Source organism: Priestia sp. JNUCC 25, from assembly GCF_053667915.1.
Genome location: NZ_CM132211.1, coordinates 472,416 through 497,391 on the forward strand (window position 1 = coordinate 472,416; position 24,976 = coordinate 497,391).

Sequence of the window (24,976 nt, forward strand, 5' to 3'; positions counted from 1 at the left end):
ATCAAGAATATTGCCGTTAATAAAAAATCCTCATAGTCACATATTCAAAAGAATTTAGAGAGTCTATGAAGAAAAAATGAGTAATTAGTAAATTCTTATTGCGCTACTACATAAAGGAGGAATTTAAGCATGTTAGGTAAATTAGGTGAATTAAATAAAGGATACAACGTACTTACAGAAATGACCGGTCAGCACAAAGATATGCTGATGGATATTGGGATTTATAAAATGGCCCAAGGAAAAGAGGAAACTTTACTAGACAGTAGCAGTGAAACGGCTATTCTTTTACTAGAAGGAAAGGTAAAGCTAGAGTGGGAAGGCCATTCGAAAGAAATTCAGCGCCAGTCCCTATTTGAAGAAGAGCCTTGGTGTTTGCACGTTTCAAAAAATGTGGAGGTTAAAATTACCGGGCTTGCCGATAGTGAAGTGCTAATTCAAAAAACGGATAATGAAAAAGAGTTTTCATCAAAATTATATACGCCTGAAGATTGTCAAAACACAGTGGCTGGTGAAGGAGTATGGGAAGGTACTGCTCAGCGTGTAATTCGAACAATTTTTGACTACAATAACGCTCCTTACTCTAACCTTGTTATTGGAGAAGTTATTTCTTATCCAGGAAGATGGTCGAGTTATCCGCCTCATCATCATGACCAGCCCGAAGTGTATTACTATCGTTTTGACAAGCCCCAAGGATTTGGCTGCGCAATGGTTGGAGAAGATGCGTACCGTGTAGTTGATAATAGTTTTATTACAATTCCTGGTGAATTGGATCATCCTCAAGCAACGGCTCCTGGCTATGCGATGTACTTCTGCTGGATGATTCGCCATCTCGACAATAATCCGTGGACAGACCGTATTATGGAAGAAGAGCATAAGTGGTTATTAGAGCCGGATGCAAAAATTTGGCCTGAAAAATAAATAAAGATCTTTATACGAAATGGGTTTCAAATGTTGAAAAACCTCGAATGAAAAATAATTATGCGTAAAATAATAGTTTATTTTTGTAAAATATGTTTTTATATGTTAAAATGTAGCTTGTATTAATATTCAGGCGATGATATCGCTCTTTGCTGCAGATTCCTTTTTAGGAGTCTCTTTTTTTTGGAAACTGAAGCAAAAGATACAGACGATTCGTATATAAATTAAAAGGAAAAGGAGATAAGCGTAAGCCGCTTATCTCCTTTTCTTTTTAGCGTTATCTAACGCTAAGTTCTTTTTCACTACTTTTTCTAAAGCAACTTCCACGTGAACATTTTTTTCATCGATGTCATTCACAAGCAAGACGGTTCCTTTTCGTCCTTTAATCTTTAAATCATCACCCGTAGAAGGAATGTTTTCCCTCAGCTGGCTTAATAGAAGCTTTCTGTTTTCAAAAAAGTGGACAGCCACCATTTTATCTCACCTAATTTCATATGATATGTGTGATACAAAGATGTGTATATGAAATCCTTCCTATACATTATGTCGTCAGGGGTGGTTTTAGAACACATTGAATAGACAATTGTTGCATCGATATATGAAATAAATAGGATGGCATAGTTATAAATCTCCTATCCTTGGACATACTTATACTACTAATCTAAAAAGGGATGTGGATGAAAATGAAGGTGGCTATAGGATTAAGTGTATTTACGGTCGTTACAGGAGCAATTGCGTTAGGGTCTGTTTACTTTTTAGCAGGTATCTTTTCGTTTTTCTTAACGGTTTTTTCATAAAAAAATCCACCAAGAGGTGGATTTTTTTATTTAGCAGCGGCTTTTGTTTCATGAGGCGAATTGCCGATAAATCCAAATTTTCCGCCGACAACTTCTTTTACTTCGTGGATGACAATAAAAGAATTCGGGTCAATTTGCTGGATTTTCTTTTTAATTTTTAATAACTCGTTCTTTTTAATAACAACGTAAATAATACGTTTATCTTTGTTGGCGTAGTAGCCATATCCGTAAAAGATGGTAGCTGCATTTCCAAATTCACTGGTGATGACTTGTGCTATGTCTTTGTATTGATCAGACATAATCGTCATTGCTTTTTTGTTGTGGAAACCTTCAATAACGACATCTACGATTTTGGCACAAAGATAGACGAATATAAAAGTATAGAGTGTGTTGTTGACGCCAATAGCAAAAACCGATGCTAAAATAATGACGCTGTCCATATAGAACATGCTTTTAGAAATATTATAGCCTTTTGTATAGTTTAATAAATAAGCTAAAAGAGTTGTTCCACCGGTAGATCCATCTGCGATAAAAATGAGAGCAAGTCCTGTTCCCATTAGTAAAGCCCCGAATACAATTCCTAAAATCATGTCGTGAACGTGAAAAGGAATATAGCTGACTAGACCGAGGAAAACGGACGTCATGACGGCTCCTAGAATCGTATAAAGAATCGTTTTTTTGGTTAGAAATTTATAGGCTAAGGCAATAAATATAAGGTTTACAAGAAATGTGCTGATACTTGTAGGGATATGAAATAAATAATATAAAACAAGAGCAATACCAACTGTACTGCCGTCACCTAATTTATTTGGAATGACGAAAAAATCAATGGATGCAGCAACTAAAAGTGCTCCAACAATAATTAAGATGATGTCTTTATAGATTGTTTTCAATATACAAACCTCCTTGATTATTAGGATATTTTCACGTGGAATCTTGTTTTTACTAGTGTTTCACAAATAATGAAATAAAAAACGTCTTAGAAATTGTCTAGTTATAAAACTGATCAACTTCTAAGACGAAGAATTACGATACGTGTATAGGTCTTGATCCTGCTTTTCTATGCTTCGATGTCACCGATTATATAAACCTCTGACCGCTATGTCAACGCTGTGAGAGATGTTCAACTTTTCAAAAAAAAGAAGGCGGTTTCCTACATAAAAAAAGAATCCTTTGCAATGGCGCAAAGGATTTTCAAATTTATTGGAATAGGGGGAATACGTTATTAGGATTACCATTTTCATAAATTAATATACCTTTATTTTTTAAAAAAATTTATTTGTTAATGACGATTGAAAGTTTGTAATTCACATGCTGATTTAGCTCTGTCAAAAAATCATTTAGTTCTTCATTTGAATGAAATTTGCATTCTAATAAGTAGCAGCCATCGCCGCTGATTTTAAAGTTGTTGATAACGTACTCCTGCTGACTTTCTAAAAATGTAAGGTAGGGGTGATGATGAATGCTCTGCGTATAGATATTTAAAAATGCATGGATGATGTAGCCGAGTTTTCGTTCATCAATGTTAATTGTATAGTCTTTGATAATGCCTTCATCTTCTAACTTTAATACTCTAGCAGAAGCGGCTTGTCCGGTTAAATGCACTTTTTCTCCTAATTCTTTCATCTTTATACGTCCATTTTTTGATAGCTCTTCTAGTATGCGCTTATCTGTATTGTCTAACATCGCTACAAATCCTTTCGTATTTCAAATCAAAAGGGTTAACTACTTGATGTCACCTATGTATACTGATACGTCTTTTATTTTATACTAAAGAAAAGTAAGAAAAAAGAGCAGTCAATATGCAAGATATAGAAACCGGCAGTAGTTTGTAAACAGCTAGATTGACGAAAGCTTAAGCTTGCTGTATGATTCTTTGAGTGTTTACGTGGTTCGTAACCATCCCACGTTAAAAAACTAAGGAGAGAATAGTAAGATGAATATAAGAACACTTTGCGTCAACGGTCTTTTAGCTGCTATGTATATTGCTGTCAGCATGTTAATTCAGCCGTTTGGCTTCACCAATATCCAATTTCGTATATCGGAAATGTTCAATCACTTAATTGTGTTTAATAAAAAGTACGTGTACGGCATTGTGCTAGGAGTATTTCTGACGAATTTGTTTTTTTCACCAATGGTCGCTTATGATCTGGTGTTTGGGGTAGGACAATCCGTGCTATCATTACTCATTACCATTTTTTCTATGCGCTACATTAAAAATATGTGGGCTCGTATGCTTGTTAATACACTTGTATTTACGTTCACGATGTTTATTATTGCGTTTGAACTGCGCTTAGCATTTGATTTACCATTTTTCTTTACATGGTTAACAACGGCTGTTGGTGAGTTCATTGTTATGCTTGTAGGAGCACCAATTATGGCGGCAATTAATAAACGTGTACAATTTAACAAGCTAGTTGAATAAAAAAGATGCGGCTGTGATAAATCTCACAGCCACATCTTTTTTTCTTTGTTATTCTATAGGTGTAGTGATAAACCCCTTATTTATTGAAGAGCTTTTCACGCATGGACAAATTACCCATATCTAGCATGTAAAAAGAGCAGATCGCGTTTGCGTTCTGCTCTTTTTGCTTAAGACAATAGGAAGTATCCGGTTAGATTATTTTGAAACAAGGAGTGACAAATCTCACAGCGCATTCTTTTTTCTTTTGTTACGATATACATATAGTTGGCAAACTCCTTATCGAAAAGTTTTTCGCACAACAACACATTACCTATGCGTAGCAATTAAAAAAGCAGACCGATGACGGTTTGCTTTTTAATTGTATTTTTACCATTAAATAACTTTTTTGAGTTATGATTGTAAAATAACCTTTGTTACTAGAGAGGGGATTGTTTTTTGAATAGAAAGTTAGGAATTCTTGTTTTATTAGCGTTAGTCATCTTATTTGCCGGGTGTTCAAAAGAAGAAGACAACGTTCCTTTAAGAGAACTAGAAAAGATAAGTATTAACGTAATCAAAGAACAAAAAATGAAGCAAGGGATTTCATATGAAATGGAATTAGTAAACAAGAGCGATTTGACCATCAAACAAAATAATGTATTTTTATCGTATCCTTTAAAAATGAAAAACGGTTATTCTGATAATAAATTTAAGGTGTTAGCAGAAGGAAATAAATTAAATATCAAGCCAAAACAAAAGGTTAAGTTAACGGCATTTCTTCCTTATAAAGGAACTAATAAAGCAGCGTTAGCTATTGATGAGCCTGACGTAAAGTGCATAGGGTATTGGAATAAGCTTGATGACTACCATCAATTTTCTTTTGGAGGATCCTTGAAGCAAGAATAATATATAACTATTTGTTAAATGGTGGAACTGAGCGTAAGGGATTGATAAAGGTGGTGAATGAACAGTGAGTGTAGACACCGATAGATTGATTAGCTTCTTTATTTTATAGGGAACACCCGCTGTTTTTAGTATAGTAGATTACTTTAAACTGAGTAAAACTGAAAAAAAGAAGCTATAAGAGACTTAACATCTGTAAAATCTATTGTAACAACAGGATTTATATTGACCGGAGGAGTTATAGCGAGTTTAGGCAAGCTGCAAGCTGTTATCTCTGCTGCCTCTGCACGTTATAGGTACTTTTGTTTTAGTCATTGGTGGTGTCGTGGGCGCTATTGAAGCATGGAAGATAGAAAGAAAAGTATTGTTATCCTTGTTTTAATAGTATCTATGATTGCTCTTACATTTATAATATAAATTCTGCATGTAACAAAAGCTGCTCAAATTGTGAGCAGCTCTTATCAGTTTCTTACTTATTGTGTTTCAAGCTGCTGGTCTTTTTTCTTTAACGTAAGAGCGAGCAGGAACGAAACGACGGCGAAAGCGATGGCTACATAATAGACGGTATGAACCCCGCTTGTCATACTTTTTATTTGTAACAGCGTTTTATTCGTTTCATTTGATTGTTGAATAAAGTGCTGAGAAGCCATGGTCATAATACTTGTATACAAAGCGGGTCCAATCGCGCCTGAAACTTGGTTAATCGTATTTGAAATAGCTGAACCGTGAGCATGAAGCGGTTTTGGTACTTGATTTAAAGCAAGCGTCATCACGGGCCCGATGCTTAAACCTACGCCAATTGTAAAGGCTGCGTATAAGATGGCTGCAGTCTTCGTGTTTGTTCCGCTTGAAATAGTAGTGAACAAACTTAAGATAATTGTTAAAAGGACTAAGCCCGTTAAAAGCAGCGGTTTAAATCCAATTTTGTCAAACAAACGTCCTCCCACCATAGCTGTTAGAGCCAGCGTTACGCCGCCTGGAAGCATAAGAAACCCTGTTTGCAAAGGAGACAGTCCCGCAGCCGTTTGGAAATATAGCGGCAAAATTAACATCATTGAAAACTGAATCATCATAATAAGAAACATTAAGAAAATCGATCTTGAAAACACAGACGATCTAAAAGGCTTCATATTAATCATAGGAGAATTCAGCTTGCTTTGCTGTCTGACAAATAAAGCAAGAGCTATGACGCCAATTATGAGGGTAAGCCATACGATAGGATTACTCCATCCCGTCTCTTCACCAGCTGCGCTAAATCCATAAACAACTCCTCCAAACCCAATTGTAGAAAGAATCACAGATGGGATATGAATTGTTGGTTTAGATGTTTCAGAAACGTTACTGAGCTTGAAAAGAGCAAATAGGAAAATAAGCGCCGCTGCAATTAAAAGACCTAGAAATATAATTCGCCACGAATAATATTGAATAATTAATCCTGAAAGAACCGGTCCTATTGCCGGTGCAAATAAAATAGCTACGCTAAAAATCCCCATTACGGTGCCGCGTTTGCTAACAGGCACGAGTGTTAACATTGTGCTCATCACAAGAGGTAAAATAATGCCTGTCCCTAATGCTTGAATCATACGGCCCACAAAAAGCAGAGAAAACCATGGAGTGATAAATCCAATGAAGGACCCAATTAAGTAAAAGCTCATAGCCGTCACAAACAGCTGTCTTAATGTGAATCGTTGAGTTAAGAAAGCAGACACAGGAACAGAGATGCCGATTACAAGCATATATCCGGTAGTTAACCACTGAGCTGAGCTCGTTCTAATGTGAAAATCTGAAATGATACTTGGCAAGGCCACGTTCATTACCGTTTCACTAATTAAGCATAAAAAATTTCCTAGAATCAAAATGAAAAGGATAAGCTTACTTTGTGTACTCATTTTTTCTTCTGTTTGTGTCATAAGTGACCTCCTTTTACTAAATTAATTTTTGTTTGCAAACAGCTTACCAATTTGGTCAGCTGCAATTTGCATAGGGACTGTACTATTTTTAGTTAATGAAAGAGTATAAGCACCTTCAATCCAAGACTGTATAGCTGAACCTAGCTGTCTTGCTTCCTCTTGTTCATAACCTGAACAAACTAACTTATCTGCATAAACTTGCTCCCACTCGTTATACACGTCTTCACAGGCCATACGAAGCGTTTCGTTTGATGACCATACTTCACTCGACATAGCAGCGAGAGAGATATCCGCTTCATTTTCCACTTGTTCAAACATTCGATCAGCCATCATTTTTATATGATATTGAATAGCTGCCGCGGCATCTTCATGAGAAGCGAGGGATTTTTCGATATAAGCTTTGACTCTTTCTCCCGTTTTTTGAATAGCTTCTTTTGCTAACTGTTGTTTTCCATCCGGAAAATAATAATAAATAGATCCTCTCGGAGCGCTGCTTTCTTTTGTAATTTGACTTAGACTGGTGGCGTGATAGCCTTTTTTGCGAAAAAGTTTAGCAGCTGCGCTTAAAATTTTTTCTTTTGAATTGGTTGGTTCCATGAAAACAGCTCCCTGATATAATTACTAGTTGATCGGTCAGTATAATAGTAGCAACTCTATACTGATCAGTCAATCCAGACGTCTAGGTCTTGTATATAAGTGAAGATTGATGCAAGCTTCACAGGTGTAAGCATTGATTGAAATGTTAAGAATAAGGTTACAAAGTATTTTGGAGCTATACTTCTATTACTGTTAAAAAAATATGATTAAGTAATGAAATTAAAAGCAGACGAGAAGCGTATAGCATGTTACGATAGGGACGGTATAGAAATTGGCATATGTCTGTTTCTAATAGAAGAGACAAATTTTAAAATTTTTAAATGTAAGGTTGTGATTCACCTGAGACTGAATAAATTTATTAGCGAATCTGGAAAGGCGTCAAGACGCGGGGCAGATAAGTTAATTAGTGAAGGAAGAGTAACCGTTAATGGAAAGGTTGCAAAAGTCGGAGATCAAGTTAAGCCTGGCGATGATATTCGAGTAAGCGGCCAACAGCTTCGGATTGCTCGAAATAATGTATATATTGCGCTTAATAAACCAGTCGGCATTACAAGTACGAGTGAAAAAAAAGTAAAGGGAAACATCATTGATTTAGTCAATCACCCTTTGCGTATTCACCACGTTGGACGACTTGATAAGGATTCAGACGGCTTAATTTTACTTACAAATGACGGCGATATTATTAATGAAATTTTACGTGCAGAAAACAAGCATGAAAAAGAATATATTGTTGCAGTAGATAAGCCAATTACACCAGAGTTTATCAAAAACATGTCTGAGGGAGTAAAAATTTTAGGCACAAAAACGCTTCCTTGTGAAGTGACACAGCTGTCTAAGTATGAGTTTCAAATTATTTTAACACAGGGTTTAAATCGTCAAATTCGCCGTATGTGTGAAGTGCTCGGATATGAAGTATACCGCCTTCAGCGCACGCGTATTATGAATATCCATTTAAACAACTTACCTGTTGGGCAATGGAGAGATTTAACGAAAAAAGAGCGTACGCAGCTATTCAAAGAATTAGACTATGAACCTAAAGAGTGGTAAATAAAAAGACACCAGCCTGTTAGACTGGTGTCTTTTTTATTCGCATACAACTACTTGTCTAGAAAATACGCTTTTGCGCGCTACGCAGCGATCTGAAATAGAAAAGCCAGCTTCATGAATCATATGGTCGATCGTATCTACTGTAATCACGACTACTTTATCCGCAAAGCGGCGAGCGTGTTTTAAAATAGAAAGCTGATCTTCAGGCGTCGCGTGGGTGTAGAGATTGTAAGGCATGTCGATGATAGCTACATCATAGTGAGTTGTAACATCTGAAATCGGTCCAGTTTTAACATCACCGCTTAAGCCGAAATGTGCAATATTTTCACGAGATCCGTCGGTCACAAGTGGATTGATATCGCGTCCTACAATATCAATGCCCATTGAAAGGGCTTCTACAAGGACTGTACCGATACCGCAGCATGGATCAATCGCTTTGATTCCTTCAGGGTTTGGAACGGCAATGTTAGCTACAGCTCTTGCAAGGCGGGTACTGAGTGCTGTAGAGTATTCACGCGGTTTCTTCAAATGATGCAGCCATACCGCTTCGCTTTTTTGATATTTCCCAAAATACCAGCGTCCTTCAAATGGAACAATGCCAAACAAATGGTCAGGGTTATGCAAGTCTGCTTCTGCTACAAAATGCCAACCCACATCACGTTCAATAGCACGCTGACCTTTATAACTTATTTTTTGATCTTTTTCCAAGTCATTAATTTTCATGAAAATGAGTTTAAATGTTTTGTCTCCAAGGTCAATATCTTCTACTTGTTTACAAATATCTGCAAGGTCATCTGATTCATACATAATATCTAATCGCTCTTTGATAAAAGGGCTTCTGCTTGGATCAATTTTAACGGCACTTTTTATGATAGGTTTCTCAGTTTCAATTTCAAAAAGAGAGCGTCTCTCTAATTGACATAGTGAGAGTTCCTCTTCGCTGCATGCGTATGTGTAGATATACTGAGGCAGCTGCGTATGGTTATTCAATATCGTATCATCCTTTATCGTATCTAATTATCCTTCTTCTCAAACAATAGCGAGAAAAGAAGAGAAAAGCAACGAATTTAAATATATTTGCCCGTGAATACTAAATTGAAGCGCTACATAGTCCACTTATTTGACAAAACATGCTAAAATAACTGGTGATAACCTGCATGTGCTACTGTCTATACAAAAGAACTGGATCAAGGTTTCTCAAAAATCATTTACACACTGCTGACATTTTGATGAATAGGAGAGGCTACGTGATGTCTAAAAGTGATCATGAAAAGCAACAGATGAGTCGGGCTGATATGAAAAAACAAGCCAAAACATCCTCGCAAAACCTTGTGATGAACGTACTCATTGCCATTGTATCTGTATGTATTTTAGCTCTTATTATAAATATTTTTGTACTAATGAAATGAGCCGTTATGCTGCTCATTTCTTTTTATTAGGTTCAGCTTTTATTGAAGCGTTTGAGGTCTCTTTCACTAGAGAGCACATTGTGAATAGCATATCTTTTTTTAACAAATGATAGTTGTGATATGATGAAGCAATAATACATTAGACAAAAAGCTGGAGGTTACTTAGTATGCCATTACTTAGATTTGATGTAATAGAAGGAAGAGATGAAAAAGAGTTAAAAACATTACTAGACGCTGCTCACCGAGCGATGCTAGAAGCCTTTGGCGTCCCGGAGCGCGACCGTTATCAAATTGTACATCAGCATCCTGCTCATGAAATGATTATTGAAGATACAGGTCTTGGCTTTGAGAGAAGCAAGGATTTGGTTATTATAAGTGTAACGAGTAAACAGCGGACAGAAGAGCAAAAGCAAGCTCTTTACAGATTAATTGTAAAAGAGCTTGGAGAGAGCTGCGGCATTCAGCCAAACGACATTATGATTTCGATTGTTGAAAACGGTAATGCTGACTGGAGCTTTGGCATGGGAGAAGCTCAATTCTTAACTGGGAAATTATAAAACGGTTTATTATCTAGAGAAGCCCTTATTTCTAAGGGCTTTTTCTCATTTTGTCTATAAAAATATTATTCTCTTAGTCACATCTTACTCAAAATTAAATACAGACATCTGTCAAATGAATGATACAATAAGCTTATATGCCATTTTGAGTGGAAAAACCATAAAAGAGTTCGGCGTACTAATTTTAGAACAACAATAAATTTACATAAAGATGTAAAGATTTAAAGGTTAAAAGAGAAGTGTATAAAATCTGTAAAACAAAAGAACAGTTACGCGTTAAACATAGGAGTAAAAGGTTCTTCACGTGTTTTTTCGGATAATAAGAGAAAGTAATTTTGATCATTGAGGAGGAACTTAGAATGTTTGGATTTGATGCAGATGTATCGCCACTAGTGCGAATTAAAGTAATTGGGGTCGGCGGTGGAGGAAATAACACCGTTAACCGTATGATTGAACACGGTGTACAAGGAGTAGAATTTATCGCCGTTAATACGGATGCTCAGGCGCTTAACTTATCTAAAGCAGATGTGAAAATGCAGATTGGTGCGGCCTTAACGCGAGGATTAGGTGCAGGAGCTAATCCAGAAGTGGGAAGAGAAGCAGCTGAAGAAAGCAGAGAACAAATTCAAGAAGTACTGCAAGGCGCAGATATGGTATTCGTAACAGCTGGTATGGGCGGAGGAACCGGTACTGGAGCAGCTCCGGTTATTGCCCAAATTGCCCGTGAACTAAATGCTTTAACAATTGGAGTAGTCACTCGCCCGTTCAAGTTTGAAGGAAATAAACGTACGAAGCAAGCAGTAGGCGGTATTACTGCGATGAATGAATCGGTAGATACCCTTATTGTGATTCCAAACGACCGCTTGCTTGAAATTGTCGATAAAAAGACGCCTATGCTTGAAGCATTCCGTGAAGCAGATAATGTTCTTCGCCAAGGTATTCAAGGTATTTCAGATTTAATCGCTGTTCCGGGGCTGATTAACCTTGACTTTGCTGATGTAAAAACCATCATGTCTAATCAAGGATTTGCGCTTATGGGTATCGGACGAGCTTCCGGATCAGACCGGGCAATTGAAGCAGCGAAAAAAGCGATTTCTAGTCCGCTGCTAGATGCATCGATTGATGGAGCAAGAGGCGTGCTGTTGAACATTACGAGCGGCAGCAGCTTGAGTCTTTACGAAGTACAGGAAGCAGCAGATATTGTCACGTCTGCTTCTGATCAGGACTTAAATATGATTTTTGGGTCCGTGATCAATGAAGATTTAAAGGACGAAATGATGGTAACCGTTATTGCCACTGGATTTGATGATGAAGATGTTTCACCATCAGCTTCTACTTCTAGAGTTTCAAGAGCACGCTACTAAATTAAATAACCAGCTTTTATGGTGGCAATTGTTTTTCAATTGCCTTAAAAGGGAATCCGGTGCAAATCCGGAGCGGTCCCGCCACTGTAACAAGGAGCCTTATGTCAAAAAAGCCACTGTCTATTTAGAGACGGGAAGGCGGTATAAGGCAGTGACTTGAAGCCAGGAGACCTGCCATAAATCGCAGCACACAATAACCTACGAGGATAGGGAGGTGTTTTGGCAGAACCAAAAATAGGATAAACAAGGGATACGTTTATCTGAATTTGTTGTGAAGACAAGCACTTCTTTTTAGAAGTGCTTTTTTGTGTATTAAAATAGAAGGTGGAAAAATCAATGATAAATAATAAAAAACTCGTATCTATGATATTTCTTGTGTTACTTTGCCTCACTGCTTGCGCTCCTAATGAAGAGAGCATAAGTATAAAAGAAAGAAAGAAAACGGATAAAAGTGTGACGTTTTTATTTAATTTTACATCTGCAACGCTTGATCCTCATACGGATGATAATTATACAGCAGTTCGTGCGGGAGTAGGGGAGACGCTTGTTAAAATCAGCAATGATTTAAAAATAAAGCCCTGGCTTGCTGAAAAGTGGGAAACGAAAGATAACGGTCTTACGTGGACATTTACGATAAGAAAGAACATTACGTTTCAAAATGGCAAAGCGCTAGATGCAAATGCCGTTAAGTCTTCTCTTCAAAGAACGATAGATCAAAGCTATGCGATGAAAAACGCTTTAAATATTAAAGAAATGAAAGCGAACGGTCATGCGCTGACAATTACATTAAAAGAACCAATGCCTAAATTTCCTTCTGAGTTAGTGCATCCAAACACAGCTATTATAGATGTTGATGTTTCTAGTATAGCTAAGAAGCCCATTGGCACAGGGCCATTTCACGTTTTGACTTTCGATCAAGGAAATCAAGTGAAGTTAGAAAGATATGAACATTATTGGAATGGGAAAGTAAAATTGAAAAATGCGATCTTTGCATTTAACGAAGATGCTAATGCGCGAGTTGCGGCTCTTCAGTCCGGGACAGCCGATATTATTTATCGCCCGCCTTTAGAAAGCTTGAGCACTTTACAAGCGAATTCGTCTTTCAAAGTAAGTGGAGTACCTAGTGTGCGTACTCATTTATTGCTTTATAATCAAACCAATGACGCATTAAAAGACGAAACTGTAAGAAAAGCTATCGATACCTTACTGAACCGGAAAGAAATTGTCAGCAGCATAATGAACAATCAAGCGGCAGCGGCTCGAGGTCCATTTTTACCCCAATTTCCTTTTGCTGATAATACTGCTAGTGAGACAAAAGGAATAGCATATGCTAAAAAATATTTAGAGAAAGCAGGCTATCAACTCAAAAATGGCAAAGTAATCAAAAATGGAAAGCCATTATCCCTCTCTCTTGTCACATACAGCTCATTGCCAGAACTTCCTTTGATTGCTCAGCTTATACAGTCTAATGCGAAAGAGTTAGGAATTAATATTAAGATTCACCTAGTTGAAGACAGCGATGAATATGTAATGGCAAAAGATGATTGGGACTTAGCATTGTACAGCCTTATCACAGCACCTAGAGGGGATGCCAGCTATTATTTAAGCACGAACTATTTGCCGGGCGGTGGTTTAAATGCCAGCCGGATTAATGACGATACGCTAACAAAAATGATAGAACAGTTAACTTCAACAGTAGATGACGCAAAACGAGATCAGCTAGCCAAGCAAGCAACCGCTTTGATTAATGGGGAAATGCTGACGTCATCGATTGTACATCCAAACATTGTTGTTGCTTATAATCAAAAAGTGAAAAACTGGACAACAAATCCAAGCGAGTATTATATGCTGACTCAGCATTTAGACGTAACGCCATAGTCAATATTGTTGTTCCTATAGGAAAAAGAGAAAGGATACAATGATAGATAAAAGGATGTGACAGTAAACGTGCAAGAAGTACAAATGTATCAAATTAAAGAAGTAAAAGAAAAGGATGCTGAAGTGATTCAGTTTGTCATGAATATGCGGAATGAGCTATTTCCTATGCTGGAAAAAAATCAGCTTTCTGTGGATTTGCTTCATTTTAATGAACATTATGTTCAAGCGAAAGGCGCTGCTTTTTTTGCAGCTGTCACGGAAAATCAACAAGTAATTGGAACAATTGGTTTATACGCTTACGATGGAAGGTTTCATGCATTAAAAAAACGATATGAACATAAAACTGCAGCCGAGATTGTAAAATGCTATGTCGATCCAGCATACTGGCGTCTAGGCATTGGACAGCAGCTGTTAAAGGCAGTGGAACAATTTGCTCAAAATCATTTTTATGACACGTTGTATCTGCATACTCATCCTTTTTTACCGGGGGCTATCCCATTCTGGATTTCACAAGGTTTTATCGAAAGGCTTGCTGAACAGGATGAGCCATGGAATACGCTGCATATGGACAGAAAAATACAACCGGTCGTAATGTAACGATATTATACAGTAATTACCATGGAATCTAGATAAGAGCTCATGCTATAATGAACGTACTTACATTTATAGCCTGTAGGGCAAGTCCTTACAGAAAAGAACCACGTTTCGAATTGGCTGAAACGTGGTTTTTTTCTATGAAAAACAAATAACAAAATATTTTTGAAAATATATATGAAATCGCTTTCAAAATAATGAAATATATTATATAATTACTAGTGTTGTGTTGTACTTTGTTAGTGTTAAATCAATATCCTACATGTGTGAGCCGATTGCCTTATGGTAGTCGGCTTCCTTTTTTATGGTAGGACTCTAAAGGGAAATAGCATTTGTTAAAATGGCTGTAATTGTCATGACAATAGTTGTCCCAAAGGCCCACTTGAAAAGAAACTTTTGATGCTCGCCGAAATCTACTTCAACCAATTAATTTATATTATAGCATTAGAATTAATGTTAAAGTTTGGAATTTTTAAATAAGATAGCTTCAACCTAAAACTAAAAAAGCCGCCTTATAGGCGACTGGTTTAAGCTAGGTCAGCTGTTATGGACTGCTTTTGAAGGTGATCAGACAGCAGGCTGTAAGCAATAATTTTCTTTTTATACTGTTTTACGACATCGACATGATCATCATAACTGTATACGCATAATCGAACATCTTTTTTTCCTTTTTTCGTATCGATAACCAGTGGAGTTTCACTGTCTTCTAGGTGTTTATAATAGTCCTTATTTCCTTCATGGACATAATATTGTTTTAAAAATGTTGCTTTATTAAAATAATCAATCACTTGCATTTTGTCTTTGCCTTCTAAATGTTTCCCATCAACTGTGACAGTAACGTTTTGATCATCAAGTGTTGGGTGTAATTGAAATTTAGTCATAAGCCATTTGACCACTGGAGTTGGAAGACACGTTACTAATATTTTGAGTGCACTTACAAGAATGATGGAAAGTAATACAATCCACGTCATAGTTAATCATCTCCGCTATAGTTTAAATGAAATAAGATTACATACTTATTTTACCACAGAGAACATGAGTACTTTTTGTACATTATGTGAACCTTCCTTAGTGAAAAGATGTATATGAAATGCGTTTATTTATGCACATTTAGGGAAATATAGAATTATAACAAATACTACATATAAAAAAGGAGAAAAAATTATGTTGTGGACGATTATTGGACTTTTATTTATTTTTTGGTTATTAGGATTAGTTTTTCATATTGGCGGCGGCATCATTCACATTCTTCTTGTCATTGCAGTGATTGTGCTAATCGTAAAACTTGTGAAACGAATTTAGATATAAAAGGCCTTTCCTTAGGGAAAGGCCTTTTATGTGGAGAGATTATAAAAACAAGACGTATTTTGATATAAAAAATCATATGCTTCCGTTCCAGAAACTCCTTTGAGACGTGCTATTTCCTCAACGGACTGATGTATCATTGATGGAACCGTTGTCTGGTTTTGAAAAGGTCCTTCAAATGGCCACGGACCATCTGTTTCGACCATCAAGTAGTCAAGAGGGTATTCCATGGCAAGCGCTTGGATTTTAGGCTTATATACAATATCAGGTGTAACTGAAATATAGTAACCGTTGTTTTTCATTCGTTCAACGGTTTTTTTAGCTCCTTTGAACCAGTGGAAGTGAGCTTTAGACACGGAATGTTTTTCTAGTAAGTCACACACAATTTCAGCGTCTTCATATACAGCGTGAAGAATTAACGGTTTTCCCCACTTTTTTGAATGAATAATAAAAGCTTCAAGCAGCTCCAAATAGGGCTCTAGAGAAAGAGTATAGGTCTGATTTAAGTAATAAGGTAGACCAACCTCACCAACAGCTATCATTTCTTCATTGTTTTGATCAATCCAGGCAAACAGCTCCGCTAATTCATTTGAAGAAGGCAGTATTTGTTCAGGATGAAATCCGTAGGCGGGTTTCACACAGGAATACAATTGGCTGATTTTTTGATTAAGTTGGCAAGACTGTAATGTGGAAGATACAGAAATAAGCGCTTGTAACGAAGGATCCTTCTCTATTATGTCCTTCCAGCTTTTCGGTTCATATTGATCAAGGTGAATATGAGCGTCAATGATTTGTTTCATAAGTATCGCTCCTTTCAGCCCAATTTGTTTAGAAATAATACGTAAGAAAATGTATGCTTCTGTTAGGCTTCCATTTTATTTTTTATGTGTTTTTTATTCCCCCATTTAGTAATAGATGAAAACGTATAAACAATAAGAGCTAACCAAATAAAACTAAAAGCAATAACATGAGCTTTTGTTAGCGATTCATGGTATAGAATTACTCCTGCTAGCAGAGATAAGGTTGGTGAAATATATTGAAGAATACCAAGCATTGATAATGATACTTTTTTAGCACTTTTTGTGAATAATAAGAGTGGTAGAGCTGTGACCATTCCACTTCCCATTAATAAAAGACTTGTTGAAAAAGAATCAAAAAACTGCAAGTGTGATTGAAACTTGAGGTAGCCTATGTATGCTAATGAAATAGGGGAGATGACCATCGTTTCAAGAGTTAATCCGATTGTCGAATCAGCTTTAATCTTTTTCTTTGCCAAACCATATAATCCGAAAGTAAGAGCTAAACTAAGCGAAATCCAAGGAACAACACCATAATGAAGACTGAGTGTTAATACGCCGATCCCTGCTAGTATAAATGCAAAAATTTGAGCTCCGCTTAATCTCTCTTTTAAGACAATAACACCTAATAAAACACTTGTTAGGGGATTAATATATTGTCCAAGGCTCGCTTCTACTATTTTTCCATCAATGACAGCCCACATAAAAATGCCCCAATTTGCACTAATAAGTACAGACGCAGTAAAAAGGGACCAGAATAAGGATGGTTTTTTCATTATTTCTTTTACAAACGTAATGTATGTACGCCATTTCTTTGTTATCAATAAAAGAATAAGCATAAAAATAAAAGACCAAAAAACGCGCTGAGCTAAAAGCTCCCCTGGTGCTACGTGGTGAACCAGCTTCCAATAAATTGGCGTAAGCCCCCACATAAGATAAGAAAGGACTGCATACGTTACACCATCTTTGTCATGATTTAAGTTCATTTAAAACCTTCTTTCTAACATGAGATAAATTTGGTAGTAAGAGTGATAGATTAACATAAAAAAACAGCATAAACGATTATATCACAGAGAAAAACGATTCTTCACATGTTGAATGGCTCAAAAAAGCGCTATGCGCAAGGTCATTGCTTTTCCATGTCTAAAATAAAATCAAATTGCATGTTTCTAACAAGGTAAGTGCTTACACAAGTGTGCATGATAAGCGCTCCTTCAGCTTATATTCAAGTGGTTATGAAAAACAGTTGATTTCCCCATTAGAAACTGTCAAGCTTAAGGAAGAAAAAAATCTTAGAGGAAAGAATATATAGGTGACGAATATGATCGAAATAAAAGTGTCTGCGATAAGCGACGGAGAATTTAATAGAGGTGTATTTGCTAAGCAAGATATTAAAAAAGGAACGCTTATTCACGAAGCTCCTGTTATCGCTTATCCTAATAAAGAGCATGATTTTATTGAGAAAACAACACTAGCGGATTATGCTTTTGAATATGGAGTGAATCATACGGCTATTCTTTTGGGATACGGTATGCTGTTTAATCACTCGTATACACCCAATGCTACGTATGAAATTAATTTTGACAATCATACCTTTGATTTTTATGCATATACGGATATCCAAGCAGGAGAAGAAATTCTCATCAACTATAATGGAGATGAAGATGATCAAGAGCTCCTTTGGTTTGATCGTGAAGATGAAGAAGAACAAAAGTAAAAAGTTAAGCCCATCGAAAATCGATGGGCTTTTTATTATGCTTTTTTATCTGGATACATAGTAGAATTCAAACGGATGAATTGATAAATATGCGTAATAATAACTTTTAAAACGGCATATCCAGGGACGGCTAAAATAATACCGATGATTCCGAATAAGTTTCCGGCGGTTAGAATGACAAAAATGACTGTAATCGGGTGAATGTCTAGGCTTCTTCCCATAATTTGCGGAGATATTACTTTACCTTCAAGCAATTGAACAACTGCCCAGACAATGGCTAGTTTTACAAGCATGAAAGGAGAGGTAATAAACGCAATAATAATTGCTGGTATGATGGCGATAATAGGACCAAGGTAAGGCACAACATTGGTTACCATGGCGATAATCGCTAAAAGTAATGCATAGTCTAATCCAATAATCAGATAGCCAATGAAAAGCAGTACACCTATACAAATTGCAACGAAAATTTGCCCGCGAATATATGCGCTTAGTGCATGATTCATATCGGCTAAAATAAACTTAGCCTCAGAACGAGAACGATTTGGAAGCAGCTTCACAATGTAATTAGGAAGATTTTTTCCATCTTTCAACAAGTAAAAAAGAATAAAGGGTAAAACGGCAACCGATAATATTATTTCTGTGATGGTTCCGACAAAATTAACGATACCGCTTGAAAATCCAGAAACATATTTACTCAAGTGTTTGGAAGCATCTTTTGAAAGCTTGTCTAGGTCCGTGTTGGCCGACTGAAGACCCTGCTCGACATATCGGTTATTTGAAAGATTCGTCACCGCATGCTGAACGTCATGCGTCAGCTCTGGGATATTATCAATAAGACGGTCAACTTGATTTTTTAGAGGCGGAATAACCGATGAAATAATAATGGCTAATGCGCCGATAATCACTATGTATAAAACAAGAATGGAAATAATTCGTTTTACACCTTTTCGTTCTAAAAAGTCAACAAGCGGATTAAATAAATAAAAGCAAATTCCTGCTAAGATAATCGGCAGGGCGATTGTTTTAATAAAAATAGAGATAGGAATTAAAATAAATCCGATTTTTGATAACGAAAAAATAGTCATGCTGAGAATAAAAATAATAATTGTATATACAACAAATTTATTATTTAAGATTTTTTCTCGGAAAAAAGTTCCTTTCTGAGGTCTAGGTTCCAAGCTGTTCAACTCCTTTAAAAAATAAATGTATAGTTATCATACCCTGATTTAGACTAATTTAAGAGGGTTTTTTACAAAGAAGTGTGCATACTAGTAGAAAATCTTCTAGAAAGAAGGGGTGAAATCATTGAAAGAACACAAACCGTATGATGATTTCTCTACAGTAGAAAAAAGCCACGAGTATATAACCGCTGAAGAATTTCCAGACGGTCCTTTCGGCTCTCCTGTTAATCAAAAACTTGGGAAATCTACTTCATGGGAAGAAGGGCAGCGAACGTATAGCGCATTTAATTATGAAAACAAAAATCTTCATGAAAAAGCGCAAAGATTATTTCCAGGCGCGCATCCTGTACATGATAACCCAGAGGAACATGAACAAAATCCAAGTTAATATCTTTATTATGCTCTGAATATATTGCCCTATCTTTTTGCTGAATTATGTTGACAATAAGCAATTTAGCCTGTAATATAAAACGTAACTTATCACTGTTTCTACAGGATTCGACAAAATTTGATTTACTTAAACTTGTGATCTCAACTTCTATTTACAGCTATTAGAGCGCTGTAAGTAGAAGTTTTATTTATGTTATCGATAAAAAAGAAAAAAGCAGGTCTGCTCAAGCAGGCCTGCTTTTTTTATTATTGAACAGCGTCAAATTTATTTACTTTCCACTGAGAATTAGATTTATAGAATGTGACAGTGCGTTTTACGCTGCCGCCATCTACAGTTGGAACTGTGAATTCATAAGAGCGAACTGTTGCTGTTTGATACACAAGCTTTGTTTTTGCTTTTGACCACTCTAACATGCTGAATCCGTCACCGATTGGATGTGCAAGTTTGCCGTTATATGTGATATAGCCGTAATTTGTTAATCCTTTTTCTACTGCACTATTTGTAAATGTCTCAGATAAGTAGCTTGATAGCTCAGCTTTTGTATCAAATTCAGGGCAAAGATACACGTACTCAGTTCCTTTATATTCAAATGTACGTTCTGTACATGGTTTGTTTTTATAACCGTGCAGAGCACTCCAGAAATGATTGCTGGCACTAGCTGCAATTTTGACAGCATTTGCATCCGTTAGTGTTGTAGATGTTGTTTGTGCTGTAACTCCAGTGCTTAGTGTAAAGAAAATAGCGATTGATGATAAAACTAGTCCAATTTTTTTCATTTCTAACTCACTCCTAATTAATTAACCTTATTTATGTAACAATTATGTTTTTTATATTTCTTTTGTTACATTTATATTACAATAAATCTGTAACAAAAGAAAGTGTTTTGTCTTTTTTTTCTTAAATTTTTTTAGTTTTTTACTAGTTTCTAAAATAGATATAGTAAGGGAATTACCAGTTAAATGTTGATTTATCAACGTTTTCAGGCGTTTCTTTCTACTTTTTAATCTTTTTGTTACAAAAATATTGTTTGTAACAAAACTGTAATAAAAGAAGCTTAATACCTTTACGATACAGAAAAATAAAGATAAAACGGTGAAAAAGTGAATATGAAAACTGTTTTTTTCCTTTTTTAGGCATATTTCTTTTACCATTTTCAGCTTTTTAGTAGGGTAGATTAAGAGGAGGGGAAATGATGAAAGGCATTATACATAGTGAAAAAAGTGGAATAGCAGGCATGAATTACAGAGATCTTCAGGAGATGCAACCTCAAAGAGGAGAAATAAAAATAAGGTTAAAAACAGCAGGTTTAAACCGGAGAGACTTGTTCGTTATGAAAAATCGAGGTAAAGGAGATAAGCCGTTTATTCCCGGTTCAGACGGTGCAGGTATTATAGAAGAAGTGGGAGAAGGCGTAAAAGGTTTAAAAACTGGAATAGAAGTGATCATTAATCCAAGTCTGGAGTGGGATCGTGTAGAGGACATTCCGTTTACACCTAAAATTTTAGGTGGTCCATCGAATGGAACATTTGCAGAGTATGTAATCATAAAAGCGGATAATGTTGTGCAAAAGCCATCTTATCTATCTTGGAAACAGGCGGGGGTTCTTTCATTATCCGCTTTAACTGCCTATAGAGCTCTATTTACAAAAGGGCAGTTAAAAAAAGGAGAGCACCTCCTTATTCCCGGTATAGGAAGCGGAGTCGCGACCTATGGATTGTTATTCGCAAAAGCTATCGGAGCTAACGTAACAGTCACTTCTAGAAGTGATGAAAAAAGAAAGCAAGCTCTAAAGCATGGAGCGGATTATGCTTTAGATAGCGGAAGCAGTCTAAAAGAAGAAATCAACAATAGAAAAGTAGATATCATACTTGATAGTGTGGGGGCAGCTTTATTTCCTACTTATTTTGAAATATTAAAGCCAAATGGAAGAATTGTTAATTTTGGGGCGAGTTCTGGAAATGAAGTTGAATTGCCTCTAAGAACTATTTTTTATCCTCAATTCAATATACTTGGCACGTCTATGGGAAGTCAGGAAGAATTTGTGGACATGATGGATTTTATAGAGAAACATCAAATTAAACCAATCGTCGATCGATTCTATCCGTTGTCAGAGGCAGTTGCAGCTTGCGAACGATTAGATAAAGGAAAACAATTTGGCAATATAGGTTTACTTATTTCAGAATAAAAAGGTCCCCAGCGCTAACTGGGGACCTTTTTATATAATCAAACGTTTGTTTAAATGAAAGAAACAAGGTAATAACAGGATTTTTAGCAGTTTTTTATCATAACCACCAAGCTAACAAAAAGGTAACAAATCCCCCTAGTATCAAAAATCCCATGCTGTATTTGAGCGTGTATTTGAACAGTTCACTTTCTTTTCCAGCCAGTCCCACTGCTCCGGCAGCGACGGCAATTGATTGAGGAGAAAGCATTTTAGCCATCACTCCGCCGGCAGTATTGGCCGCTACAAGAATAATTGGCAAAACATTAATTTGCTGAGCTGTAGTTAGCTGCAAGTTGCCGAACAGCGCATTATTTGATACGACAGACCCCGTTAGAAATACGCCGATCCAGCCAAGAAATGGAGATAAAAATGGAAAATAAGCAGCTGATGTAGCGAGCGCTAATCCAAGTGTAGAAGACTGTCCTGAATAATTTGAAATAAAAGCAAAAGCAATGACCATCATAATAGTAATAATAGGTCTTGATAATTCTTTTACGGTTTCTAAAAGAGTGGTCCATGCCACTTTTGGCGATACGTTAAGCAAGAAAACTGAAAGGATACAAGCAATAAGAATTGCTGTACCTGTTGCTGCAAATACGTCTATTTTTAAGACAGCAGCGTAAGGCGTAGGATCTTTTACTAAAGGTGCTGCTTTAATTACGTGATTGTGTAAAAATGGGACGTTAATAAGCAGGTTCATATGTTCAAGCATCGTTTTGACAAAAGAAATGCTCCAAGCCGTAACGAGTATCGTTAATAGAATAAAAGGAGACCAAGCTTTTAAAATCTGTTTTGGTGACAGGCTGAAGCTTTTAGCTGCTGCCGGGCTTGTTCGTTTAATATAAAAAGCAAGAGCAAGCAAACTCACAATAGAAGATGTGATATTTGGAAGTTCAGGGCCGATGTATGTAACAGTTAAATACTGTGTCAGTGCATAGGAAACGGCTGTGATGCTCGTTGCTTTCCATACGTCTTTTAATCCTTTTATCCCATCCATAATAAAGACAAGTAAAAAAGGGATAAGAAAAGAAATAATCGGAAGCTGCGTGCCAAGAAAATGAGCAATTTCTTTTGGATCTATGCCAGATACTTGTCCTGCAACAATGACAGGAATCCCCATGGCGCCAAACGCTCCTGAAGCTGTATTAGCAATTAAACATAGCGCCGCTGCTTTTAACGGTTTGAACCCAAGTCCAACTAGAAGCGCTGCTGTAATGGCAATTGGAGCTCCAAATCCCGCTGCCCCTTCTAAAAAAGCATTAAAAGAAAAAGCAACAAGCAGCATTTGCAAGCGGGGGTCATCGGTTATTGAAATAATAGATTGTCTGATGGTAGTAAACTGTCCGCTTTTGACAGTTAGCTTATATAAGAACACTGCTCCGATAATAATATAGCTGATGGGCCAAAGTGCATACAGAAACCCATAGCCTGTGGCTCCTAAAACCATTGAGGCAGGCATATCATAAAAATAAATAGCAATAATCATAGAAAGAAGCACCGTAACACCGGCAGCAATGTGTCCTTTTAATTTCAAAAGAGTTAAAGCAATAAAGAAAAAGATAATGGGAATGAGTGCAATTAGTGCAGAAAGCCAAATATTATCTAACGGATTATATACCTGAGTCCACGTCATATTCATACACCTCTACTACATATTTAAAACAAGGTAGCGGGGGAGTCCCCCGCAAAAATCTTTAGATGTTACACAAAAGCTCTGTCGCGAGTTTGTTTAAGAATGCTAGCAGAGTGCTCGAGCTGCTGCTGTTCGTGAGGAGTTAAATTCAATTCAATAATTTGACGCACGCCGTTTTTATTAATGATAGCTGGTACGCCGATATACACATCAGAAATACCGTATTGTCCTTCTAATAAAGCAGATACTGTTAAAATAGAGTTTTCATCATCTAAAATAGCCTTGGTAATGCGTACAAGCCCCATTGCAATTCCGTAATAAGTCGCTCCTTTTCGATTAATAATATGGTAAGCCGCATCGCGGGTTTGTTCGAATAGATGCTGCATATCCGGTTCTTTTTCAATAGCGGCAGTATTGATAAAATGTTCGAGCTTCACACCGCCAATTTGCGCGTGGCTCCAAACAGGAAATTCCGTATCTCCATGTTCCCCCATAATATAAGCGTGGACGTTGCGAGAATCTACTTCGAAATAGTCGCTTAACAAGTAGCGGAAGCGAGCTGTGTCAAGAATCGTTCCTGAACCAATTACCCGTTCGTTTGGTAATCCTGATACTTTTTGTGTAACGTGTGCGAGAATATCAACTGGATTTGTTGCCACTAAAATGATGCCGTCAAATCCGCTGTTCATAATATCTTTTACAATGCATTCGAAAATTTTAACGTTTTTTTCAACTAGATCTAAGCGTGTTTCCCCTGGAGCTTGATTAGCGCCCGCTGTAATAACTGCTAAATCAGCGTCAGCACAGTCTTTATAATCTCCAGCCCAGATTTTCATCGGTGTGGCAAATGGCATTCCATGATTGATATCACGTGCTTCACCTTCTGCTTTTTCTTTGTTCATATCGATTAACACTAATTCATTGGCAATACCTTGATTCACCATTGAAAAAGCGTAGCTTGAGCCAACAAAACCAGTTCCGATAACGGCAACTTTTCGTGTTTTTGGTGTAAATTGTGTTTTCATTTGTATCATCCTTTGAATTTTATTTTGTGATGTTTTTCACAATGTTAGTGTAACAAGAATAAATAGCTTCAGCTGTGATAAAAATCACACCCTTTAAAAAATAGTAAACAATTTTACAGGGTGATTTAAAAAAATGTCCTTCTACATGAAGTGCCACATTTAGAAAGATCTTAAACGTTTAAAGTGTTGAGTAAAGGCAACTTGTTTTGCAGAAAGCTAAAGAGTTTAACATTCTCTATTTGTATGTTAGCAGCCAATAATGTTTCTATAGACCCACACGAAATCCATTTGTTACACTAAGTTTGCTTATTTTGAATAAAGGAGT

At 36.6% G+C, this 24,976-nt stretch carries 26 protein-coding genes and 2 riboswitches; of the genes, 13 read left to right on the forward strand and 13 right to left on the reverse strand.

Annotation, left to right across the window (positions count from 1 at the left end; translation table 11 throughout):
• The first annotated feature begins 129 nt into the window (after positions 1 to 129).
• Positions 130 to 918, forward strand: a complete 789-nt coding sequence (locus JNUCC25_RS02535; protein WP_013055226.1) for a 5-deoxy-glucuronate isomerase — start codon at positions 130 to 132, stop codon at positions 916 to 918.
• A gap of 255 nt (positions 919 to 1,173) precedes the next feature.
• On the opposite strand, the gene JNUCC25_RS02540 is transcribed toward JNUCC25_RS02535, so the two are convergent.
• The 3 genes from JNUCC25_RS02540 to JNUCC25_RS02550 all read right to left on the reverse strand — a co-directional run bounded on the left by JNUCC25_RS02540 (position 1,174) and on the right by JNUCC25_RS02550 (position 3,401).
• Positions 1,174 to 1,392: a hypothetical protein gene (locus JNUCC25_RS02540; RefSeq protein ID WP_153252546.1), complete on the reverse strand. Its 219-nt coding sequence runs from the start codon at positions 1,390 to 1,392 to the stop codon at positions 1,174 to 1,176.
• 349 nt (positions 1,393 to 1,741) lie between these two features.
• Positions 1,742 to 2,608: a YitT family protein gene (locus JNUCC25_RS02545; protein ID WP_013055229.1), complete on the reverse strand. Its 867-nt coding sequence runs from the start codon at positions 2,606 to 2,608 to the stop codon at positions 1,742 to 1,744.
• Positions 2,609 to 2,990: 382 nt separating this feature from the next.
• Positions 2,991 to 3,401: an Lrp/AsnC family transcriptional regulator gene (locus tag JNUCC25_RS02550; RefSeq protein WP_013055230.1), complete on the reverse strand. Its 411-nt coding sequence runs from the start codon at positions 3,399 to 3,401 to the stop codon at positions 2,991 to 2,993.
• Positions 3,402 to 3,597: 196 nt separating this feature from the next.
• A riboswitch (PreQ1 riboswitch) is annotated at positions 3,598 to 3,642 on the forward strand.
• A 9-nt stretch (positions 3,643 to 3,651) separates the two neighbouring features.
• On the opposite strand from JNUCC25_RS02550, the gene JNUCC25_RS02555 reads away from it, so the two are divergent.
• Complete coding sequence (locus tag JNUCC25_RS02555) at positions 3,652 to 4,140, forward strand: QueT transporter family protein (RefSeq protein WP_064471283.1); 489 nt, start codon at positions 3,652 to 3,654, stop codon at positions 4,138 to 4,140.
• Between the two features lie 435 nt (positions 4,141 to 4,575).
• Positions 4,576 to 5,025, forward strand: a complete 450-nt coding sequence (locus tag JNUCC25_RS02560) for a hypothetical protein (protein ID WP_025601723.1) — start codon at positions 4,576 to 4,578, stop codon at positions 5,023 to 5,025.
• Positions 5,026 to 5,495: 470 nt separating this feature from the next.
• Here JNUCC25_RS02560 and JNUCC25_RS02565 read toward each other — a convergent pair whose 3' ends face one another.
• Positions 5,496 to 6,932: a DHA2 family efflux MFS transporter permease subunit gene (locus JNUCC25_RS02565; protein ID WP_025601721.1), complete on the reverse strand. Its 1,437-nt coding sequence runs from the start codon at positions 6,930 to 6,932 to the stop codon at positions 5,496 to 5,498.
• 21 nt (positions 6,933 to 6,953) lie between these two features.
• Complete coding sequence (locus tag JNUCC25_RS02570; RefSeq protein WP_013055235.1) at positions 6,954 to 7,529, reverse strand: TetR/AcrR family transcriptional regulator; 576 nt, start codon at positions 7,527 to 7,529, stop codon at positions 6,954 to 6,956.
• Between the two features lie 339 nt (positions 7,530 to 7,868).
• Here JNUCC25_RS02570 and rluF point away from each other — a divergent pair, with 339 nt between their 5' ends.
• Positions 7,869 to 8,576: a 23S rRNA pseudouridine(2604) synthase RluF gene (gene rluF / locus JNUCC25_RS02575; RefSeq protein ID WP_025601719.1), complete on the forward strand. Its 708-nt coding sequence runs from the start codon at positions 7,869 to 7,871 to the stop codon at positions 8,574 to 8,576.
• Positions 8,577 to 8,612: 36 nt separating this feature from the next.
• Here rluF and JNUCC25_RS02580 read toward each other — a convergent pair whose 3' ends face one another.
• Positions 8,613 to 9,566 carry a TRM11 family SAM-dependent methyltransferase gene (locus JNUCC25_RS02580; protein WP_013055237.1) on the reverse strand — a complete coding sequence of 318 codons (954 nt, stop codon included), beginning with the start codon at positions 9,564 to 9,566 and terminating at the stop codon, positions 8,613 to 8,615.
• Positions 9,567 to 9,826: 260 nt separating this feature from the next.
• On the opposite strand from JNUCC25_RS02580, the gene JNUCC25_RS02585 reads away from it, so the two are divergent.
• The 5 genes from JNUCC25_RS02585 (at position 9,827) to JNUCC25_RS02605 (ending at position 14,381) form a co-directional block, all read left to right on the forward strand.
• A complete protein-coding gene (locus tag JNUCC25_RS02585; RefSeq protein ID WP_013081614.1) occupies positions 9,827 to 9,985 on the forward strand; it encodes a hypothetical protein in 159 nt (52 codons plus the stop codon).
• A gap of 167 nt (positions 9,986 to 10,152) precedes the next feature.
• Entirely contained in the window at positions 10,153 to 10,542 is a 390-nt protein-coding gene (locus tag JNUCC25_RS02590; RefSeq protein ID WP_013055239.1) for a tautomerase family protein, read from the forward strand.
• Between the two features lie 359 nt (positions 10,543 to 10,901).
• Positions 10,902 to 11,906 (forward strand): cell division protein FtsZ, encoded by a 1,005-nt coding sequence (gene ftsZ, locus JNUCC25_RS02595; protein ID WP_013055240.1) that lies wholly within the window; start codon positions 10,902 to 10,904, stop codon positions 11,904 to 11,906.
• 2 nt (positions 11,907 to 11,908) lie between these two features.
• Positions 11,909 to 12,100, forward strand: a riboswitch (cobalamin riboswitch).
• Between the two features lie 142 nt (positions 12,101 to 12,242).
• Positions 12,243 to 13,784: a nickel ABC transporter substrate-binding protein gene (gene nikA / locus JNUCC25_RS02600; protein ID WP_029320705.1), complete on the forward strand. Its 1,542-nt coding sequence runs from the start codon at positions 12,243 to 12,245 to the stop codon at positions 13,782 to 13,784.
• A 69-nt stretch (positions 13,785 to 13,853) separates the two neighbouring features.
• The gene (locus JNUCC25_RS02605) at positions 13,854 to 14,381 is read left to right on the forward strand and encodes a GNAT family N-acetyltransferase (RefSeq protein ID WP_029320707.1); all 528 of its coding nucleotides are present in this window, start codon (positions 13,854 to 13,856) and stop codon (positions 14,379 to 14,381) included.
• A gap of 524 nt (positions 14,382 to 14,905) precedes the next feature.
• On the opposite strand, the gene JNUCC25_RS02610 is transcribed toward JNUCC25_RS02605, so the two are convergent.
• Positions 14,906 to 15,349: a YfmQ family protein gene (locus JNUCC25_RS02610; RefSeq protein ID WP_013055243.1), complete on the reverse strand. Its 444-nt coding sequence runs from the start codon at positions 15,347 to 15,349 to the stop codon at positions 14,906 to 14,908.
• Positions 15,350 to 15,542: 193 nt separating this feature from the next.
• On the opposite strand from JNUCC25_RS02610, the gene JNUCC25_RS02615 reads away from it, so the two are divergent.
• Positions 15,543 to 15,680: a lmo0937 family membrane protein gene (locus JNUCC25_RS02615; RefSeq protein WP_013055244.1), complete on the forward strand. Its 138-nt coding sequence runs from the start codon at positions 15,543 to 15,545 to the stop codon at positions 15,678 to 15,680.
• Between the two features lie 32 nt (positions 15,681 to 15,712).
• Here JNUCC25_RS02615 and JNUCC25_RS02620 read toward each other — a convergent pair whose 3' ends face one another.
• Both JNUCC25_RS02620 and rarD read right to left on the reverse strand, forming a co-directional pair.
• Positions 15,713 to 16,483 (reverse strand): TatD family hydrolase, encoded by a 771-nt coding sequence (locus tag JNUCC25_RS02620; protein WP_013055245.1) that lies wholly within the window; start codon positions 16,481 to 16,483, stop codon positions 15,713 to 15,715.
• Between the two features lie 62 nt (positions 16,484 to 16,545).
• Entirely contained in the window at positions 16,546 to 17,466 is a 921-nt protein-coding gene (gene rarD / locus JNUCC25_RS02625; RefSeq protein WP_454222731.1) for an EamA family transporter RarD, read from the reverse strand.
• Between the two features lie 335 nt (positions 17,467 to 17,801).
• On the opposite strand from rarD, the gene JNUCC25_RS02630 reads away from it, so the two are divergent.
• Positions 17,802 to 18,197, forward strand: a complete 396-nt coding sequence (locus JNUCC25_RS02630; protein WP_013055247.1) for an SET domain-containing protein — start codon at positions 17,802 to 17,804, stop codon at positions 18,195 to 18,197.
• 35 nt (positions 18,198 to 18,232) lie between these two features.
• Here the strand turns inward: JNUCC25_RS02630 and JNUCC25_RS02635 are convergent, their stop codons facing one another.
• Complete coding sequence (locus JNUCC25_RS02635) at positions 18,233 to 19,375, reverse strand: AI-2E family transporter (RefSeq protein WP_013055248.1); 1,143 nt, start codon at positions 19,373 to 19,375, stop codon at positions 18,233 to 18,235.
• 127 nt (positions 19,376 to 19,502) lie between these two features.
• Between JNUCC25_RS02635 and JNUCC25_RS02640 the strand changes: the two genes are divergently transcribed.
• A complete protein-coding gene (locus JNUCC25_RS02640; RefSeq protein WP_013055249.1) occupies positions 19,503 to 19,766 on the forward strand; it encodes a hypothetical protein in 264 nt (87 codons plus the stop codon).
• Positions 19,767 to 20,014: 248 nt separating this feature from the next.
• Here the strand turns inward: JNUCC25_RS02640 and JNUCC25_RS02645 are convergent, their stop codons facing one another.
• Positions 20,015 to 20,545 (reverse strand): IseA DL-endopeptidase inhibitor family protein, encoded by a 531-nt coding sequence (locus JNUCC25_RS02645; RefSeq protein ID WP_013055250.1) that lies wholly within the window; start codon positions 20,543 to 20,545, stop codon positions 20,015 to 20,017.
• Between the two features lie 416 nt (positions 20,546 to 20,961).
• On the opposite strand from JNUCC25_RS02645, the gene JNUCC25_RS02650 reads away from it, so the two are divergent.
• Entirely contained in the window at positions 20,962 to 21,954 is a 993-nt protein-coding gene (locus JNUCC25_RS02650; RefSeq protein ID WP_013055251.1) for a zinc-binding dehydrogenase, read from the forward strand.
• A gap of 97 nt (positions 21,955 to 22,051) precedes the next feature.
• Here the strand turns inward: JNUCC25_RS02650 and JNUCC25_RS02655 are convergent, their stop codons facing one another.
• The gene (locus JNUCC25_RS02655; protein ID WP_029320712.1) at positions 22,052 to 23,632 is read right to left on the reverse strand and encodes a lactate permease LctP family transporter; all 1,581 of its coding nucleotides are present in this window, start codon (positions 23,630 to 23,632) and stop codon (positions 22,052 to 22,054) included.
• 62 nt (positions 23,633 to 23,694) lie between these two features.
• Positions 23,695 to 24,651, reverse strand: a complete 957-nt coding sequence (locus JNUCC25_RS02660) for an L-lactate dehydrogenase (RefSeq protein WP_013055253.1) — start codon at positions 24,649 to 24,651, stop codon at positions 23,695 to 23,697.
• Positions 24,652 to 24,976 lie beyond the last annotated feature (325 nt).

What these genes read in the sequence shown, in the direction of transcription:
- JNUCC25_RS02645 (WP_013055250.1), bottom strand. Translation starts at nt 20,545, where the DNA reads ATGAAAAAAATTGGACTAGTTTTATCATCAATCGCTATTTTCTTTACA.
- JNUCC25_RS02570 (WP_013055235.1), bottom strand. Translation starts at nt 7,529, where the DNA reads ATGGAACCAACCAATTCAAAAGAAAAAATTTTAAGCGCAGCTGCTAAA.
- JNUCC25_RS02650 (WP_013055251.1), top strand. Translation starts at nt 20,962, where the DNA reads ATGAAAGGCATTATACATAGTGAAAAAAGTGGAATAGCAGGCATGAAT.
- rarD (WP_454222731.1), bottom strand. Translation starts at nt 17,466, where the DNA reads ATGAACTTAAATCATGACAAAGATGGTGTAACGTATGCAGTCCTTTCT.
- JNUCC25_RS02585 (WP_013081614.1), top strand. Translation starts at nt 9,827, where the DNA reads ATGTCTAAAAGTGATCATGAAAAGCAACAGATGAGTCGGGCTGATATG.
- JNUCC25_RS02630 (WP_013055247.1), top strand. Translation starts at nt 17,802, where the DNA reads ATGATCGAAATAAAAGTGTCTGCGATAAGCGACGGAGAATTTAATAGA.
- JNUCC25_RS02610 (WP_013055243.1), bottom strand. Translation starts at nt 15,349, where the DNA reads ATGACGTGGATTGTATTACTTTCCATCATTCTTGTAAGTGCACTCAAA.
- JNUCC25_RS02620 (WP_013055245.1), bottom strand. Translation starts at nt 16,483, where the DNA reads ATGAAACAAATCATTGACGCTCATATTCACCTTGATCAATATGAACCG.
- JNUCC25_RS02660 (WP_013055253.1), bottom strand. Translation starts at nt 24,651, where the DNA reads ATGAAAACACAATTTACACCAAAAACACGAAAAGTTGCCGTTATCGGA.
- JNUCC25_RS02565 (WP_025601721.1), bottom strand. Translation starts at nt 6,932, where the DNA reads ATGACACAAACAGAAGAAAAAATGAGTACACAAAGTAAGCTTATCCTT.
- JNUCC25_RS02550 (WP_013055230.1), bottom strand. Translation starts at nt 3,401, where the DNA reads ATGTTAGACAATACAGATAAGCGCATACTAGAAGAGCTATCAAAAAAT.
- ftsZ (WP_013055240.1), top strand. Translation starts at nt 10,902, where the DNA reads ATGTTTGGATTTGATGCAGATGTATCGCCACTAGTGCGAATTAAAGTA.
- JNUCC25_RS02655 (WP_029320712.1), bottom strand. Translation starts at nt 23,632, where the DNA reads ATGAATATGACGTGGACTCAGGTATATAATCCGTTAGATAATATTTGG.
- JNUCC25_RS02555 (WP_064471283.1), top strand. Translation starts at nt 3,652, where the DNA reads ATGAATATAAGAACACTTTGCGTCAACGGTCTTTTAGCTGCTATGTAT.
- JNUCC25_RS02535 (WP_013055226.1), top strand. Translation starts at nt 130, where the DNA reads ATGTTAGGTAAATTAGGTGAATTAAATAAAGGATACAACGTACTTACA.
- JNUCC25_RS02590 (WP_013055239.1), top strand. Translation starts at nt 10,153, where the DNA reads ATGCCATTACTTAGATTTGATGTAATAGAAGGAAGAGATGAAAAAGAG.
- JNUCC25_RS02540 (WP_153252546.1), bottom strand. Translation starts at nt 1,392, where the DNA reads ATGGTGGCTGTCCACTTTTTTGAAAACAGAAAGCTTCTATTAAGCCAG.
- nikA (WP_029320705.1), top strand. Translation starts at nt 12,243, where the DNA reads ATGATAAATAATAAAAAACTCGTATCTATGATATTTCTTGTGTTACTT.
- JNUCC25_RS02615 (WP_013055244.1), top strand. Translation starts at nt 15,543, where the DNA reads ATGTTGTGGACGATTATTGGACTTTTATTTATTTTTTGGTTATTAGGA.